Source organism: Streptomyces sp. NPDC026246 (assembly GCF_055567995.1).
This window is the reverse complement of sequence record NZ_JBVHPJ010000013.1, coordinates 1-17,389: the sequence shown is the minus strand read 5'-3', so window position 1 is coordinate 17,389 and position 17,389 is coordinate 1. Positions and strand designations below refer to the sequence as shown.

General features: G+C 71.5%; 8 protein-coding genes and 2 pseudogenes. 2 read left to right on the top strand and 8 right to left on the bottom strand.

Translation table 11 applies throughout. The features are described 5' to 3' along the window. Positions 1 to 31: 31 nt before the first annotated feature. Both ACZ4M5_RS27785 and ACZ4M5_RS27780 read right to left on the bottom strand, forming a co-directional pair. Positions 32 to 1,561 carry a helix-turn-helix domain-containing protein gene (locus tag ACZ4M5_RS27785; RefSeq protein ID WP_467740624.1) on the bottom strand — a complete coding sequence of 510 codons (1,530 nt, stop codon included), beginning with the start codon at positions 1,559 to 1,561 and terminating at the stop codon, positions 32 to 34. 83 nt (positions 1,562 to 1,644) lie between these two features. Continuing rightward, positions 1,645 to 1,845, bottom strand: coding sequence for a DUF4236 domain-containing protein (locus ACZ4M5_RS27780; protein ID WP_467740622.1), 201 nt, complete (start codon positions 1,843 to 1,845; stop codon positions 1,645 to 1,647). Positions 1,846 to 2,137: 292 nt separating this feature from the next. On the opposite strand from ACZ4M5_RS27780, the gene ACZ4M5_RS27775 reads away from it, so the two are divergent. Next, positions 2,138 to 4,972, top strand: coding sequence for an aconitate hydratase (locus ACZ4M5_RS27775; RefSeq protein ID WP_467740620.1), 2,835 nt, complete (start codon positions 2,138 to 2,140; stop codon positions 4,970 to 4,972). Positions 4,973 to 5,057: 85 nt separating this feature from the next. Here ACZ4M5_RS27775 and ACZ4M5_RS27770 read toward each other — a convergent pair whose 3' ends face one another. From ACZ4M5_RS27770 to ACZ4M5_RS27745, 6 genes and pseudogenes are all read right to left on the bottom strand, one after another. Continuing rightward, the gene (locus tag ACZ4M5_RS27770; RefSeq protein ID WP_467740618.1) at positions 5,058 to 6,260 is read right to left on the bottom strand and encodes a sugar ABC transporter permease; all 1,203 of its coding nucleotides are present in this window, start codon (positions 6,258 to 6,260) and stop codon (positions 5,058 to 5,060) included. Next, on the bottom strand, positions 6,257 to 7,036 hold the full coding sequence (locus ACZ4M5_RS27765; protein ID WP_467740616.1) for an ATP-binding cassette domain-containing protein: 780 nt from the start codon (positions 7,034 to 7,036) through the stop codon (positions 6,257 to 6,259). The genes ACZ4M5_RS27770 and ACZ4M5_RS27765 overlap by 4 nt, the downstream gene beginning before the upstream one ends. A gap of 14 nt (positions 7,037 to 7,050) precedes the next feature. Continuing rightward, a pseudogene (locus ACZ4M5_RS27760) lies at positions 7,051 to 8,138 on the bottom strand (sugar ABC transporter substrate-binding protein). Next, complete coding sequence (locus ACZ4M5_RS27755; protein WP_467740614.1) at positions 8,135 to 10,891, bottom strand: SpoIIE family protein phosphatase; 2,757 nt, start codon at positions 10,889 to 10,891, stop codon at positions 8,135 to 8,137. Before ACZ4M5_RS27755 ends, ACZ4M5_RS27760 begins: the two are co-directional and overlap by 4 nt. A gap of 509 nt (positions 10,892 to 11,400) precedes the next feature. Then, the gene (locus tag ACZ4M5_RS27750) at positions 11,401 to 12,441 is read right to left on the bottom strand and encodes a lytic polysaccharide monooxygenase auxiliary activity family 9 protein (RefSeq protein WP_467740940.1); all 1,041 of its coding nucleotides are present in this window, start codon (positions 12,439 to 12,441) and stop codon (positions 11,401 to 11,403) included. Positions 12,442 to 12,810: 369 nt separating this feature from the next. Beyond that, entirely contained in the window at positions 12,811 to 16,608 is a 3,798-nt protein-coding gene (locus ACZ4M5_RS27745; RefSeq protein WP_467740612.1) for a GH92 family glycosyl hydrolase, read from the bottom strand. A 368-nt stretch (positions 16,609 to 16,976) separates the two neighbouring features. Here ACZ4M5_RS27745 and ACZ4M5_RS27740 point away from each other — a divergent pair. Further along, positions 16,977 to 17,389, top strand: a pseudogene (locus ACZ4M5_RS27740) (N-acetylglucosamine/diacetylchitobiose ABC transporter substrate-binding protein); the annotation flags it as partial.

Genomic DNA, 17,389 nt, shown 5'->3' with positions numbered 1-17,389 from the left:
CGACACCGCCGGGTGGTCGGACGACGCCCCGTCAGATGTCCCGGAACGTCTCGATCTGCGCCCCGATCGAGTTCAGCCGCTCCGCCAGGTCCTCGTACCCCCGGTTGATGACGTACACGTTGCGCAGCACCGACGTGCCCTCGGCCGCCATCATCGCCAGCAGGACGACCACCGCGGGGCGCAGGGCCGGCGGGCACATCATCTCGGCGGCGCGCCAGCGGGTCGGGCCCTCGACCAGGACACGGTGGGGGTCCAGCAGCTGCAGCCGGCCGCCGAGGCGGTTCAGGTCGGTGAGGTAGATCGCGCGGTTGTCGTAGACCCAGTCGTGGATGAGGGTCTTGCCCTGGGCGACGGCGGCGATGGCCGCGAAGAACGGGACGTTGTCGATGTTCAGGCCGGGGAACGGCATGGGGTGGATCTTGTCGATCGGCGCCTCCAGCTTGGAGGGCCGGACGGTGAGGTCCACCAGCCGGGTGCGGCCGTTGTCGGCGAAGTACTCCGGCGTGCGGTCGTGGTCGAGTCCCATCTCCTCCAGGACCGCCAGCTCGATCTCCAGGAACTCGATGGGCACGCGGCGCACCGTCAGCTCCGACTCCGTCACGACGGCCGCGGCCACCAGGCTCATCGCCTCGACCGGGTCCTCGGAGGGGGAGTAGTCCACGTCGACGTCGATGGTGGGCACGCCGTGCACGGTGAGCGTGGTGGTGCCGATGCCGTCGACCTTGACGCCCAGTGCCTCCAGGAAGAAGCACAGGTCCTGGACCATGTAGTTGGAGGAGGCGTTGCGGATGACGGTGGTGCCGTCGTGCCGGGCGGCCGCCAGCAGCGCGTTCTCGGTCACCGTGTCGCCGCGTTCGGTCAGCACGATGGGCCGGTCCGGGACGGTCGAGCGGTCCACCTGGGCGTGGTACTGCCCCTCGGTCGCGGCGATGTCCAGGCCGAAGCGGCGCAGCGCGATCATGTGCGGCTCGATCGTGCGGGTGCCGAGGTCGCAGCCGCCGGCGTACGGCAGCTTGAACTGGTCCGCGCGGTGCAGCAGCGGGCCGAGGAACATGATGATCGAGCGCGTGCGGCGTGCGGCGTCGGCGTCGATCGACCCGAGGTTCAGCTCGGCCGGCGGCACGATCTCCAGGTCGACGCCGTCGTTGATCCACCGGGCGCGCACGCCGATGGACGCCAGCACCTCCAGCAGGCGGTAGACCTCCTCGATGCGGGCGACGCGGCGCAGTACCGTGCGCCCCTGGTTGAGCAGTGAGGCGCACAGCAGCGCCACGCACGCGTTCTTGCTCGTCTTCACGTCGATGGCACCGGACAGACGCCGCCCGCCGACGACCCGCAGATGCATCGGACCGGCGTAGCCGAGGGACACGATCTCGCTGTCGAGGGCTTCCCCGATCCGCGCGATCATCTCAAGGCTGATGTTCTGATTGCCGCGCTCGATCCGGTTGACCGCGCTCTGACTGGTGCCGAGCGCCTCCGCCAGCTGCGACTGGGTCCAGCCCCGGTGCTGCCGGGCGTCACGGATGAGCTTGCCGATGCGTACGAGGTAGTCGTCTGCCATGGGGTTGAGGTTATCTCAGATATGAGATGGCGCCCGCCCGGGGGGCCGTTCGGGTGATGAACCGTCAACCCCGTCCGGCAGCCTCAGTGTCGCGACGTGCGGGTGGTGCGCCGCCATCCGAAGGGTCCGGGCAGATCCATCGATGTCGTGCGGCGTCCCGTGCTGCTGCGGGTGTGGCGCGGGCCGTTCTTGCCGCCGCCGGTGGTGATGGACCAGGAGCGCTTGTTGATGTTCAGTCGCACCCCCGGAAGAATCCGGAAACTCTTGCGGAACGTGAGGGGCATTCAGGGCCTCCTTCCGGTGTTCACCGGGCCCTTCCCGGTTCCGTTCGCTTACCCCGGGTTCCCGGATGGATGGCAGGCGGGATCGGACCTCGCCGCACTTCTCGTGGAGTCCGGGCATGACGCTCCGGCCCTCGTGTACTAGAGTTATCTCGACATCGAGATATCTGCCGAGAAGCACCGCACGCCGCCACTCGGTAAGGGTTACCTAACTTAGCCTTACCTTAGCGGATCGGTCGAGATGCCGTGGCGGCAGGATCGTGGTGGTACGCGCACATCAATGAAGGAGACTGTCGTGTCGGCGAACAGCTTCGACGCCCGCAGCACGCTGCAGGTGGGCGACGAGTCGTACGAGATCTTCCGGCTGGACAAGGTGGAGGGCTCGGCCCGCCTTCCCTACAGCCTCAAGGTCCTGCTGGAGAACCTGCTCCGCACCGAGGACGGCGCGAACATCACCGCCGACCACATCCGCGCGCTCGGCGGATGGGACTCGCAGGCCCAGCCCAGCCAGGAGATCCAGTTCACGCCGGCCCGCGTGATCATGCAGGACTTCACCGGCGTGCCCTGTGTCGTGGACCTCGCCACCATGCGTGAGGCCGTCAAGGAGCTGGGCGGCGACCCGGCGAAGATCAACCCGCTGGCCCCGGCCGAGCTGGTCATCGACCACTCCGTCATCGCCGACAAGTTCGGCACCAACGACGCGTTCAAGCAGAACGTCGACCTGGAGTACGGCCGCAACAAGGAGCGCTACCAGTTCCTGCGCTGGGGCCAGACCGCCTTCGACGAGTTCAAGGTCGTCCCGCCGGGCACCGGCATCGTGCACCAGGTGAACATCGAGCACCTGGCCCGCGTCGTGATGGTCCGCGACGGCAAGGCCTACCCGGACACCCTGGTCGGCACCGACTCGCACACCACCATGGTCAACGGCCTCGGCGTGCTCGGCTGGGGCGTCGGCGGCATCGAGGCCGAGGCCGCCATGCTCGGCCAGCCGGTCTCCATGCTCATCCCGCGCGTCGTCGGCTTCAAGCTCACCGGCGAGCTCCAGGCGGGCACCACCGCCACGGACCTCGTGCTGACCATCACCGAGATGCTGCGCAAGCACGGCGTGGTCGGCAAGTTCGTCGAGTTCTACGGCGAGGGCGTCGCCGCCACCTCGCTGGCGAACCGCGCCACCATCGGCAACATGTCGCCGGAGTTCGGCTCCACCGCCGCGATCTTCCCGATCGACGACGAGACCCTGAACTACCTGAAGCTCACCGGCCGTTCCGAGCAGCAGGTCGCGCTCGTCGAGGCGTACGCCAAGGAGCAGGGCCTCTGGCTGGACCCGAAGGCCGAGCCGGACTTCTCCGAGAAGCTGGAGCTCGACCTGTCCACGGTCGTCCCCTCCATCGCCGGCCCCAAGCGCCCGCAGGACCGCATCGAGCTGTCCCGCGCCGCCGAGCAGTTCGCCGCCGACGTGCTCAACTACGTCGACGCCGGTGTCACCGGCGGCGACGACCGCAAGGCGGGCGTCCCGCAGCAGGAGCAGCCGCACGGCGTGCAGTCCCCCGTCGACGAGGCGTCCGCCGAGTCCTTCCCGGCCTCCGACGCCCCGGCCTACGGCAGCGACGACAACGGCGCCGGTGCCCCGCAGCACTCCGCCGTCGTCGCCGGCTCCGGCCCGTCCAACCCGGTGCGCGTCACGGCCCCCGACGGCTCCTCCTACGAGCTGGACCACGGCGCGGTGACGGTCGCGGCCATCACCTCCTGCACCAACACCTCCAACCCGTACGTCATGGTCGCCGCCGCCCTGGTGGCCAAGAAGGCGGTGGAGAAGGGCCTGACCCGCAAGCCCTGGGTCAAGACCACCCTCGCCCCGGGCTCCAAGGTCGTCACCGACTACTTCGAGAAGGCGGGCCTGACCCCCTACCTCGACAAGGTCGGCTTCAACCTCGTCGGCTACGGCTGCACCACCTGCATCGGCAACTCCGGCCCGCTGCCGGAGGAGGTCTCCCAGGCCGTCAACGACAACGACCTCGCCGTCACCTCGGTCCTCTCCGGAAACCGGAACTTCGAGGGCCGCATCAACCCCGACGTCAAGATGAACTACCTGGCGTCCCCGCCGCTGGTCGTCGCCTACGCGCTCGCGGGCTCCATGAAGGTGGACATCACCAAGGACGCCCTGGGCACCGACCAGGACGGCAACCCGGTCTTCCTGAAGGACATCTGGCCCTCCGAGGCCGAGGTGAACGACGTCGTCGCCAACGCCATCGGCGAGGACATGTTCGCCAAGTCCTACGCGGACGTCTTCGCGGGCGACGCCCAGTGGCAGGCGCTGCCGATCCCGACCGGCGACACCTTCGAGTGGGACGGCGAGTCCACCTACGTGCGCAAGCCCCCGTACTTCGAGGGCATGACGATGGAGACCACCCCGGTCTCCGACATCTCCGGCGCCCGGGTGCTCGCCAAGCTGGGCGACTCGGTCACCACCGACCACATCTCCCCGGCGGGTGCCATCAAGGCCGACACCCCGGCCGGCAAGTACCTCACGGAGCACGGCGTCGAGCGCCGCGACTTCAACAGCTACGGCTCGCGCCGCGGCAACCACGAGGTCATGATCCGCGGCACGTTCGCCAACATCCGCCTGCGCAACCAGATCGCGCCGGGCACCGAGGGCGGATACACCCGCGACTTCACCCAGGACGGCGGCCCGGTCGCCTTCATCTACGACGCCTCGCAGAACTACCAGGCCGCCGGCATCCCGCTGGTCGTCCTGGCCGGCAAGGAGTACGGCTCCGGCTCCTCCCGCGACTGGGCGGCCAAGGGCACCGCGCTCCTCGGCGTCAAGGCCGTCGTCGCCGAGTCGTACGAGCGCATCCACCGCTCGAACCTCATCGGCATGGGCGTGCTGCCGCTGCAGTTCCCCGAGGGCCAGAACGCCGAGTCCCTCGGCCTGACCGGCGAGGAGACCTTCTCCATCACCGGTGTCACCGAGCTGAACGACGGCACCACCCCGCGCACGGTGAAGGTCACCACCGACACCGGCGTCGAGTTCGACGCGGTCGTCCGCATCGACACCCCGGGTGAGGCGGACTACTACCGCAACGGCGGCATCATGCAGTACGTGCTGCGCAGCCTGATCCGCAAGTAGGTCCCACCGCGGTGCGGTTCAGGGCCGCGTCCCCGGGAAACCGGGGACGCGGCCCTCGCCGTTCCCAGGGGTGCGCCGCGGACGGTCAGGGGTGGTCCCGGGCGCGGGAGCGCCGGGACAGGGCGTCCACCGCCACGGCGGCCAGCAGCACCCCGCCCGTGATCATGAACTGCACCGCGTCCTCCACCCCCAGCAGCGCCATCCCCGAGGCGATGGACTGGATGACCAGGACGCCCAGCAGCACCGACCAGGGCGATCCCCGCCCGCCGAACAGGCTGGTCCCGCCGATCACGGCCGCCGCGATCGCGTTGATCAGCAGCACCCCGGAACCGGCGGCCCGCGCGGTCGTCGGGCTCGCCGAGGTCAGACCGGACGCCACGAACAGCCCGCCCACCGCGGCCAGCGTCCCCGACACCATGAACATCGCGATCCGCACCCGGTCCACCCCGACACCCGCCCGGCGCGCCGCCTCCACGCCGCCCCCCAGCGCGTACACCCGGCGTCCCCAGCGGGTGCGGCGCAGCACGTAGTCCGACACCACCAGGACCACCAGGAAGATCAGCAGCGCCAGCGGCAGCCCCTGGAACCGGTTGAGCGTGTGGGCCGCGGCGAAGGACACCACGGCCAGCAGGGCCGTCCGCAGCCAGATCTCACCCCTCGGCCGGTACGGCATCCCGGCGGCCCGGTGCCGGCTGCGCCTGCGGCCCGCGGCGAGCAGGTACCCGGCCGTGCCGAGCGCCGCGACCGCGTACGCCGCCAGGTCGTTGCCGAAGTGCCTGCCGGTCAGCGAGGCGACCAGCCCCTCCTCGTCGATGTTGATCGTGCCGCTCGCGCCCAGCAGGTACAGCGTCAGCCCGTTCCACACCAGCAGCCCCGCCAGCGTGACCACGAACGCGGGCACGCCGACCCAGGCGAAGAACGCGCCGTGGAACGCGCCCACGGCCGTGCCCGCCGCCACCGCCACCACCACGGCCAGCCACTCCGGCACCCCCTGGTTCACGTTCAGCACGGCGAACGCGGCCCCCGCCAGCCCGCTGACCGACCCCACCGACAGGTCGATCTCGCGGATCAGCAGCACGAACACGATGCCCACGGCCACCAGACCCGTCCCGACGACGTCCACGCCGATGTTGGACAGGTTGCGCGGCGAGAGGAACTTGTCGTCCAGCGCCTGGAACATGGCACAGATCACGATCAGCCCGGCGACGACCAGCAGCGGCCCCCGCTCGCCGTCCCGCACACCGCCCAGCACCCGGGCGGCGTGCGCCCGCAGACCGTCCCGGCTCACGGCCACGCCTCCCCGCCGCCCTTCGTACGGTGGGCGACGGCGTTGTCCGCGGCGCCGGTCACCGAGGAGATGATCTGCTCCTGCGTCACGGTGCTCACGTCGAACAGGCCGTTGTTGCGGCCCAGCCGCAGCACCGCCACACGGTCGGCGACGGCCTTGATGTCGCCCATGTTGTGACTGATCAGGATGATCCCCAGCCCGCGGTCCCGGACCTCCTCGATGAGGTCCAGCAGATGGCTCGTCTGCTCGACACCGAGCGCCGCGGTCGGCTCGTCGAGCAGCAGCACCTTGGGTGATCCCAGGAGCGAGCGGGAGATCGCGACCGCCTGGCGCTGCCCGGCCGACAGCGTCGCCACGGGCGCCCGTACGTCGGGGACGCGGATCGACAGCGCGCGCATCAGATCACGGGCGCGGCGCTCCATCTCCACCTCGTCGAGGATGCCCACCCGGGAGATCTCCCGGCCGAGGAAGAGATTGCCCACCACGTCGAGGTTGTCGCACATGGCCAGGTCCTGGTAGACGGTCGCGATGCCGAGGGCGTGGGCGTCGTGGGGGCGTCTGATCTGCACCGGGCGCCCCTCCCACTCGATCACGCCCCGGTCGGCCGGGCCGACCCCCGAGACCACCTTGACCAGGGTGGACTTGCCCGCGCCGTTGTCGCCCGCGAGCGCCACGACCTCGCCGGCACGGACCCTGAGGTCCACGTCCACCAGCGCCTGCACGCCGCCGAACCGCTTGCAGACGCCGCGCAGCACCAGCACCGGGGGACGCGCCACGGGGACCACCTCCCTCACTCGGTGAGCCCGATCCGGGCACAGGCGGGCCGGAGCTCCGCGGTGCAGATCCGGTCGACGGTGTAGACACCGTCCCGGACGAGGGTCCGGCCGATGTTCTCCCGCGTCACCGGCACCGGCTGGAGCAGCAGGGCCGGGACGTCCTTCGTCGTGGGGCTGTCCACGCTCGTCCTCACGAGGGCGTCCAGGTCGTTGCCGCGCGCCAGGGCCACGGCCATCGCGGCGGCCGCCTCGGCCTCCTTGCGGAACGGCTTGTAGACCGTCATGTACTGCTCACCCCGCACGATGCGCCGCACCGCGTCGAGGTCGGCGTCCTGGCCGGTGACCGGCGGCAGCGGGGTGACGCGGGCGCTCTTCAGGGCGGAGACGACACCGGCGGCGATGGAGTCGTTGGCCGCGAGCACCCCGTCGATCCGGTCCGGGCCCAGGGCGCTGACGGCGGCCGACATCTGGTCGTGCGCGTTCTCCGCGCGCCAGCCCAGGGTGTCGTACGACCTGAGGATGCGGACCCGGTCCCGCAGGACGGCCATGGCGCCCGCCTCGTACCAGGCGGCGTTGGGGCTGGAGGGATCGCCGTTCATCATCACGACACCGCCGCCGACGCCCCCGCGCCCATGCCCTGGAGCAGGGCCTCGCCCTGGAGCCGGCCGACCGTGCCGCCGTCGAAGCTGACGAAGCCGGAGACGGGCCCCTCCGCGAGCCGGTCGTAGGCGACCACGGGGACGCCCTCGCGCCGCGCCTGACGGACCGACGAGCGCAGGGCGCCCGGGTCGACGACGTCCAGGATCAGCACCGAGACACCCCGAGTGAGCATGGAGGTCATCTGCTGCCGCTGCCGGGCCGCGTCGTTCTCGGCGTTGGCGTGCATCACCGTGCAGTCCGGGCACAGCTCCTTCAGCCGCTTCTCCAGCAACGGCTTGTCGGCCTGCTCCCAGCGCGGCACCGCCCGGCTCGGCAGCAGCACCCCGACGGAGAGGCCCTCGCCGCCGCCGTCCTGCGAGCACCCGGCGAGGGACACCGCCAGCAGCGCCGCCAGCAGCGCCGCCAGCAGGGCGGCGGCCGCACGCCACACACGCCCCCTCACCACGGGCCCGCCTCACCGGGCCCCCGCTCCTCCCGCCCGGGCCTGCGCAGCCGCACCCGGCCGGCGTCCCTGCCCCGCCCCCGGTTCCGGGCGCGGCCCACACCCCAGCCCCGCCCGCGGACCCCGTCCGTCCCCGCCCGCGGCCCGGCCTCCGGCTCCTCGACCGCACCGGGTTCCGGATCCGGCCCGGTCCGGTCGACCACCAGCTCGCTCCACACCTGCTTTCCGCCGCCGACCGGCACCGAGCCCCAGGCCGCCGACACCGCCTCGACGAGGAACAGTCCCCGGCCGCCCGTCGACTCCCAGTCCACGACGACCGGCTTGGCCGGTGCGCGCGGCGAGGAGTCGCTCACCGTCACCCGCAGCCGGTCCGCCGCCAGGGTCAGGTCCACGCGGACGGCGCCCTGCGTGTGCACCAGCGCGTTGGTCACCAGCTCCGACACCACCAGCAGCACGGTGTCGGCCTCCTCGACCACGCCCCACGAGCGCAGGGTCCGCGCGCTGAACCGGCGGGCGTGCATCACCGCGTCCGGCAGCCGCCACACCACCCACCCCGCCCGCACCGGGCGCACGCGCATACCGTCGTAGCGCAGGAGCAGCAACGCCACGTCGTCCTCGCGGCGGCCCTGCTCGCCGAGCAGTTCGTCGGCCATCCGCCCCGGGTCGCCGGGATCGGCCGCGGCGAGCGTCTGGCGCACGAGGCGCATGCCCTCGTCCACCTGCAGGTCGGCCGACTCCACCAGGCCGTCCGTCACCAGCGCGAGCACCGAACCCGGAGCCAGCGCCCGCGCGGTGAGCGGGAAGTCCGCGTCGGCGAGGACGCCCAGCGGAAGCCCGCCCTCGACCGCGATCTCCTCGGTGCCGCCGTCGGGGTGGCGCACGAGGGGGGCCAGGTGCCCGGCCCGCACGAACAGCGCCTCGCCCTCCTCCAGGTCCAGCTCGACGTAGCAGCACGTGGCGAACAGGTCGGTCTCCATGCCGACGAGCAGCCGGTTCGCGTGCGCGACGACCACGTCCGGCGGATGTCCCTCGACGGCGTAGGCGCGGACCGCGGTACGCATCTGGCCCATGATGGTCGCGGCCGCGGCGCTGTGGCCCTGCACGTCCCCGATGACCAGGGCCACCTTCGCCTCCGACAGGGCGATCACGTCGTACCAGTCGCCGCCCACCTGCAGCCCCCGCCGGGCGGGCAGGTAGCGGGCCACGGCGACGCCGCCGGGCAGCCGGGGGAGGCGGCGGGGGAGCAGGCTGCGCTGGAGCATCGTCGCCAGTTCCTGCTCGGCGTCGTAGGCGTGGGCGCGTTTCAGGGCCTGCCCCACCAGCCCCGCGGTCGCGGTGAGCAGGGCCCGTTCGTCGGGGGCGAACTCGTGCGGCGCGTCCCAGCCGACGAGGCACACACCCGCCACGCGGTTGCGCGCCGGCAGCGGCAGCACCGCGAGGCCGCCCGGGCCGATGCCCGTGAGCCCCGGTTCCAGCACCGCACCGGCCGGCCACAGGCTCATCCGCCCGTCGCGCAGCGCCGCCTCCAGCGCGGGCAGGGCGCTGACGGGCGCGTCCGGCCATTCCGAACGCCACTCGGAGCGCCACAGCTGCGGCCAGGCCCCGGGGCCCGGCGGATCGAGGACGGTGACGGCCAGCCGGTCCTCCAGCAGTTCGGCGAGCGCGATGCGGTCGGCGCCCAGCGGCTCGCGCAGCGCGGCGACGACGACACGGCTGACGTCCCGCACGGTCGTCGCGTCGTCGAGCGCGGCCGTCAGCCACTGGAGCCGGGCCACGTCGCCGGCGCCCCGGCGCAGCACGGGCGCCGCGCTCACCACCCCCAGCACCCGTTCCGGGACGCCCTCGGCCCCCTTGCGCACCCGGCACTCCAGCCGCAGCCAGCACAGTTCGCCGGTGGGCCGGCGGATACGGAACTCCAGTTCCCGGCGGCCCGGCGCCTGCGCCGACGGTTCGATGACCGACAGCAGGGCGGGGACGTCCTCCGGGACGCTGCACGCGAGCAGGGTGTCGCTCTTGCCGTCGAACGCGCCGTCGGGGATGCCGAGCAGTTCGAGCAGGGCCGGGTCCGTCTCGACCAGCCCCGTGCCGGGCGTCAGCGCGAACGACCCCACGCCCATCGCACGCAGCGCCGAGTCCAGCAGGGGGGCGGGCGCCGACCGGTCGGCCTCGCCCTGCAGCCGCCCGGCGACCGCCTCGGCGTACCGCTCAAGGAACTCGCGCTGTTCGGCCCCGAAGCCTTCCCCGGTCTCTCCGACCACCAGCAGGCACCCCAGCCATCCGCCCGCCGCCCCCAGCGGGAGCGCCCCGAGCGGTGCGGAGGGAGCCCCGCCCTCCTCCACGCCCCCTGCCCCCTCACGCCACAGTGGCCGCCCCCGCTGATAGGCGTCGACGACCAGGGCTTCCGGCGCACGGGCGCGCGGCCCGCCCGCGCCGTCCAGGCCCTCGCCGGACCACCCCAGCGCCCGGTCGGGAAGCCGCACGTCGCGCGCGAGCCCGTGCCGGCCGGGCTCGTCCCCGGCCCACTCCACCGCCCGGAGCCCGGCCCCGCCCCGCACGAACACGACCGCCAGGGTCACTCCGGCGAACGCGAGGACCCGCCCTCGGGCGGCGCACTCGGGTGCCGGGTGGGACGGGCGAGGGTGGCCGAACGGGCCGCCGCCACCGTCTTCCGGGGGGCGGGGCGTGCCGCCGTCGCCGTCGCCCGGCGGCTGTCCGCCGGGCGTCGCGGAGCGGGCGTCGCCGTCCTGGGGCATGTGCGCCGCCACCTCCCGTCCGTGCCGCGGCCACCGGCAGGTGGGAGTCCGGGACTCAGCCGACACCGACGCCGATACCGACGCCGACGCCGACGCGGACACGGCACCGGGACCAGCGGCGCCGGACCGCGCCTCCCACGACGGATCCACGCCGCGCATGAGCGGCAGGGCACCCACACCTCAGAATCGCATACCTGAAGAACACCGACATATGGGGCGACGTGGAGGTCATCGCGGCGCGGCCACGCGTTGGTCTGCCCTCACCCGCGCCCGAGCGGCGCGCGCGGTCCACCGAGCCGCAGCGGCCGGACCGAGGCGACGTACGTCGCCGCCATGACGGCCGTCCCGGTCAGGGCGGTGCAGCACCTCTCCTTCGTCGAGACGGCCGCCCGGCCTCCGGCGCAGCGCGCCGGGCGGTGACGGCGAGGCCCACCAGGTACGACACCGACACCGTGCAGGCGCCCGCCGTACCGGTCACGGCCCGACGGGCGGGCAGCCTCACACCCGGTTCACCCCACCCGGCACGGCAGGCTCGTGGTGGCGTCACCCCCCGGGCCGGACGTGACGTAGCCGAACGTCGTGGCGGCGCCCGGGGCCAGGGAGCCGTTCCACGCGGCGTTGTGGACCATCACCGACCGGCCGTCGTAGGTCGGCGTGCCGCTCCACAGGCTGTCGACGCGGTGACCGGCCGGGAGGGTCCAGTCGACCATCCAGCCGAGCATCGGCACCGAGCCGGTGTTGGTGACCGTCACCTCCGACTGGTGGCCGCCGTCCCATGTGCCGGTCGTCCTGCGCGTGGCCGTGCACGTGCCCGGCACCGGCTCGGCCGGGTCGCCCGGCTGCCTGACGCCGGTCACCTCGCCGTTGCCGCCGTCGAAGACGACGTCGGAGCAGGAGTAGAAGGTCTCCTGGCTGTCCGAGCGCTGCCAGACCATGTAGACGATGTGGCGGCCGGACTTGCCCGCGGGCAGCTTGCCGGTCCAGGAGTAGTTCGCCTCGACGGTGCCGGGGGAGCCGTTCAGCGGCGGGTGGTCGACGCTGAGGAACGGCCGCTCCTCCATGTCGTCCCAGGTGAGCGTCTTCGCCGGGTCGAAGCCGTCCTTGGTGACGTAGACGTGGAACCAACCGGGGTGTGCCGCCCAGGCGTTGTACGAGAAGTCGACCGTGGCGCCCGAGGTGAGGTGGGTCAGCGGCCACTCCCGGTGGGGCGTGTCGAAGCCGGTGAAGTTGGGGTTTCCGCCGCTGCACAGCTTGCCGTCGGGGACGAAGCCGCGGGTGCGGCCGGCACCGTCCGAGCGCAGTACCGAGAACCAGTTGTAGAACGGTGTGGTGCCGCCGACCTGCTGGGCGGCCCTGCACGCCGGGTTGACCGGTTTGATCTCACCGGTGTCGGTGAGCCCGTCCTGCCAGCAGAGGAAGGTCCGGCTGCCGGGCTTCATGGGGGTGCCGTGCGCCTCGGCCTTCCCGCCGGCCGACATGACCAGTCCGAGCGCCGGGAGGGTGACGAGGAGCGAGAGCAGGACCAGCAGGAACGCTCTGGTCCGGGTGATCGTGAGGGGGCGCGGCCGGGGCGCGTGAGCACCGTCCGGCTCCGGTATCCCTGACCATGATGTCAGGATCATGACAGGCGTCGTCCTTTCGTGGGGGTACGGCCTGCGGACGCGCGTGCTGAGGATCGGGCGGAGCGGGGGCGCCCCCCGGCGAGTTCCGGTCCGCCCTTATGGGAGCGCTCCCACTCCGCTTGTGCGGAAGGTAGCGCCGTCTCGCCCCGTTGTCCACGGTCCTCGTGACCACGCGTCACATCGGCGCCGGCGCGGCACCCCGGCCACGCAGCGGGGCCGGGCCGCGCGCGCCGCCGTCCGGCGGTCCCGCACGACCCGGCCCCGAACTCCGGCCGGTCGACGACCTCGACCCGTGGGTCAGCCCAGCAGTTCCACCTCCGCCAGCGTCGCCTCGCCGTCGAGGACCAGGCGGTACTTCGCGTACGCGCCCGGCGACTTCACCGAGAACGCCCGGGTCTGCCGGTCCCAGGCGAAGGACTCCCCGGAGCGCCGGTCCAGCGTCCGCCAGGTCTCACCGTCCGGGGAGCCCTGGAGGGTCCACGCGGCCGGTGCCTTCGTGCGGTCCTTCGACGACGTCAGCGTGTACTGCACGGCCTCCGTGCCCTCTCCGGCCGGCAGGTCCACGGACGTCACCACCGCATCCGTCGCCGAGGTGTCGTCGAACAGGGCGCCGTCACCCTTCAGCGCGTCCACCCGGGGCTCCGGCACCTCGTCGTCCTCGGTGATCGACACCGGCGCCGCGTCCTTGCCGGTGCCCCAGGACGACGGCCGCGGCCCCATGTCGAACTCCAGGACACCGCCCCTCGCGACCACCGAGTGCGGCAGGGACGTCTTCGACCAGGTGCGGCCGTTGACCTTCAGGCCCTGCACGTAGACGTTCCTCGCGCTGTTGCGCGGCGCCTTCACCACCAGCTCGCGCCCGTTCTCCAGGTGCACGGTCGCCTTCTCGAACAGCGGCGAGCCGATCGCGTACTCGCCGCTGCCCATCACCAGCGGGTAGAAGCCGAGCGCGGAGAACAGGTACCAGGCCGACTGCTCGCCGTTGTCCTCGTCCCCGTGATAGCCCTGGCCGATCTCGCTGCCCGTGTACAGGCGGGACAGCACCTCGCGGACGTTCTTCTGCGTCTTCCAGGGCTGCCCGGCCGCGTCGTACATGTACAGGGCGTGGTGGGCCACTTGGTTGGAGTGGCCGTACATGCCCATCCGCACGTCCCGCGCCTCGGTCATCTCGTGGATGACACCGCCGTAGGAGCCGACGAACTCGGGGGAGGCCGTCTCGGGGGTGGAGAGGTACTCGTCCAGCTTGTCGGCGAGGCCCCTGCGCCCGCCGTACAGGTTGGCCAGGCCCCGGCTGTCCTGCGGCGCGGTGAAGGCGTAACCCCACCCGTTGGTCTCGGTGTAGTCGTGGCCCCAGACCCGCGGGTCGTACGTCGAGGACTCGACCCGCCAGTCGCCCTTCGCGTCGCGGCCCTGGAAGAACCCGGCCTTGTCGTCGAAGAGGTTCACGTAGTCCTGCGCGCGGTTCAGGAAGTACTCCGACTCCTCCTTGTAGCGCCGCTCGCCGGTCTCCTCGTACAGCTTGCGGCCCATGCGGGAGATGCCGTAGTCGTTCAGGTAGCCCTCCAGCGCCCAGGACAGGCCCTCATGGGTCTCGGTGCTCGTGTAGCCCAGGAACGGGGAGGTGGCCATGCCCTTGCGGCCGACGCCCGGGTTCGGCGGCACGACCGTCGCGTTCTTCACGGCCGCGTCGTACGCCGCCTTCGCGTCGAAGTCCACGCCCTTGACGTAGGCGTCCGCGAACGCCACGTCCGAGGAGGTGCCCGTCATCAGGTCCGCGTAGCCCGGCGAGGACCAGCGGGAGGTCCAGCCGCCGTCCTTGTAGTGCTGCACGAACCCGTCGACCAGCTCACCGGCCTGGGACGGGGTCAGGAACGAGTAGGCGGGCCAGGTCGTCCGGTAGGTGTCCCAGAAGCCGTTGTTGACGTACACCTTGCCGTCGACGATCTTGGCGCCGGTGTGCGTCGGGGAGTCCGGCTCCGGCATGCGGGAGAACGGCGAGGCGTACTTGTACTCGCCCCCGACCTTCTCGTGCCCGGAGTTCGGGTACAGGTACAGCCGGTACAGGCTGGAGTAGAGGGTCGTCAGCTGGTCGGTGGTCGCGCCCTCGACCTCGACCTTGCCGAGCAGCCGGTCCCACTGCCGCTGGGCACTCTTCCTGACCGCCTCGAAGGACCGGCCCTCCGGGATCTCCTGGCGCAGGTTGTCCTTCGCCTGGTCGATGCTGATGAGCGAGGTCGCCAGGCGCAGGGTGACGGTCCGGTCGTCGGCGTCGAAGCGCAGGTAGCCCTTGACGCCGCTGGAGTCGCCCCCGGTCACCGGCTTGTCGAACTCACCGTAGACGAACAGCCGCGTCGCGCCCGTGGACAGACCGGACTTCACGTCCGAGTAGCCGGTGACGACGCCGCCGTCCTTGTCGAGGGTCAGGCCCGCCTGGTCGGTCACGTTGTCGAACACGACGCTCGCGTCGTCGCCCGGGTAGGTGAAGCGCAGGGCCGCCGCGTGGTCGGTCGGCGCCATCTCGGCCTTCAGCCCGTTCTCGAACCGCACGCCGTAGTAGTACGGCCGCGCGGTCTCGTTCTCGTGCCGGAAGGCCAGCTCCCGTGCCTCACGCCCCAGTTCGGGGGTGCCGGACGCGACGGACGGCATCACCTGGAAGGTCTGCCGGTCACCCATCCAGGGGCTCGGCTCGTGACTCGCGCTGAACGCCTGGATCGTCGGCAGGTTGTCCGCGTTGTTCGACCGCGCGTAGTCGTACAGCCAGCTCAGCGAACCGGCGTTGGTCACCGGCGTCCAGAAGTTGAAGCCGTGCGGGACCGCCGTCGCCGGGAAGTTGTTGCCCCGGGAGAAGCCGCCGCTGGAGTTGGTGCCGCGGGTGGTCACCGCGTAGTCCGACAGGTGCGCCTTCGGCCGCTCGGGCGCGACGGAGGCGATGCTCACGTCGTCCAGCCAGCCGCGGAACTTGGCGGGGCCCTTGGGGGAGTCGTACGCCACCAGGATGCGGTCCACGGTCTTGCCGGCCGCGACCGAGCCGATCCGCGCGGCCACGTTGTTCCACTGGTTGACGTAGAGGACCTTCGACGCGCCCTGCCCCTGCGGGGTCAGCGGGAACCCGTGCTGGTCGGTGGCGCGCAGCTCGCTCAGCTGGGTGCCGTCGGTGAAGGCCAGGTCGACCGAGACGTTCGTGGCGTCGTAGTCGAGGTCGCCGTCCGCCATGGACGGGAAGATCCGGTAGGACAGCTGCGTGTTGCGGCCGACGGCCACGTTGACGTCGAAGACCTTGTTGTACGAGTACGCCCGGCCCTCGGCGGTGTGCCGGCCGGCGTAGCGCAGCGCCCGCTTGCCGGTGAACCCGGCACCGGCCTTGGCCGTGGGGGAGCCGCTCGGACCCCGGTCGACCAGCGAGAGCATGTCCTTCGGGACCGGGTCGTCGCTGCCGCCCGTGGAGAGCTGCAGGTCGGCGAGTTGCAGGATGCCGGCTCCGTTGTTCCGCGTCACCTCCAGCCGGAAGTGCGCGTAGGCGCCGGGCTCGGCCAGGTCGTACGTCTTCGTCTGGAACCGCTCCGCGAAGGACTGCCCGGAGCGGGTGTCGAGCGTCGTCCACTCCTTGCCGTCGGAGGAGCCCTTCAGGGTCCAGTCCTGCGGGTCGCGTTCCGCGGCGTCGTTGGCGGACGTCAAGGCGTAACGCTTGAGTTCGACCGGTTTGTCCAGGTCGAACTCCACCCAGCCGGTGGGCTCGAAGGCCAGCCACTTCGTGCTCGGCTCGCCGTCGACGAGGTTCTCCTTCACCTCGCCGCCGCCGGTGTTCTCGGCGCTCGCCCGGACGTCGGTGACCCGGTCGGTCACGTTGCCCGGTATGCCGCTGCTGTATCCGCCGTCGACGCCCGAGGCGCGTTTCGCGCCGCCGGGGCCGGTGTCGACCGTGTTCGTCCAGTCCGGAAGCGGGTCGTCCGCCTCGAAGGAGGACGTGAATCCCCGATCTGGTTTCGCCGGGGCCTGGGGCAGTGCGACCGCAACTCCCTGCGAACCCAAGGCCATGGCGAAGGCGGTCGCCGACACGACCGCCGAACCCCATCTGTGCCGAGCTTTCCGCTGCATCAACGGGTACCCTCCCTGCGCAGTGGACAACGTTGTCAGCTTCAATGCGCAAGGACCAGTAGTTGCTCAAGTGCCGCGATGTGTCAAGGGTGTTGTCTGTGGCATTCGAGGGCCGCGACCGGGATTTTTCCACCGGGAAACGTACAGGCCGCGCATACTTCCGCGAGGTCTCAACTCGGATAAGACCCGCGGGGAACCTTGTGTTCGATCTTGATCCGTTGGCGGGAAGTGGACTATACCTGTCGGGCGATTCACACGATCCGCACCTCACCAACCGCACTTTTCTGTACGACCCAGCTTGACCCGATCGCGGTGCCGGCAAGGATCCGGTTCACCGCCTGAGTCCTGGAGAAGGCGAGGACTTGAGCATGGGATCCACTTCCGCCGAGCACCACGGCACCGAGGGTGTCGGCCGCCGTGATCTGATCAAAAGGTCCGCCGCGCTCGGGCTGATCTCCGTCCCCACCATGAGTTTCCTGTCCGCCTGCGCGAGCAGCGGCGGGGACGACAGCGGGGACAAGGCCAAGGCCGGCAAGAAGACCGCGAAGAACCCGCTCGCCGTCAATGACACGGCGGGCATGGAATTCGTCCTGTTCGACGGTGGTTTCGGCAAGGAGTACGCCGAGGACGCCGTGAAGATCTACGAGAAGAACTTCCCCAAGGCGTCGGTGAAGTTCTCCGCCACGCAGAAGATCCAGTCCACGCTCCAGCCCCGCTTCAACCAGGGCACCCCGCCGGACCTCATCGACAACTCCGGCGCCGAGCAGATGGACATGGGCGT

What these genes read in the sequence shown, in the direction of transcription:
- ACZ4M5_RS27745 (WP_467740612.1), bottom strand. Translation starts at nt 16,608, where the DNA reads ATGCAGCGGAAAGCTCGGCACAGATGGGGTTCGGCGGTCGTGTCGGCG.
- ACZ4M5_RS27785 (WP_467740624.1), bottom strand. Translation starts at nt 1,561, where the DNA reads ATGGCAGACGACTACCTCGTACGCATCGGCAAGCTCATCCGTGACGCC.
- ACZ4M5_RS27755 (WP_467740614.1), bottom strand. Translation starts at nt 10,891, where the DNA reads ATGCCCCAGGACGGCGACGCCCGCTCCGCGACGCCCGGCGGACAGCCG.
- ACZ4M5_RS27780 (WP_467740622.1), bottom strand. Translation starts at nt 1,845, where the DNA reads ATGCCCCTCACGTTCCGCAAGAGTTTCCGGATTCTTCCGGGGGTGCGA.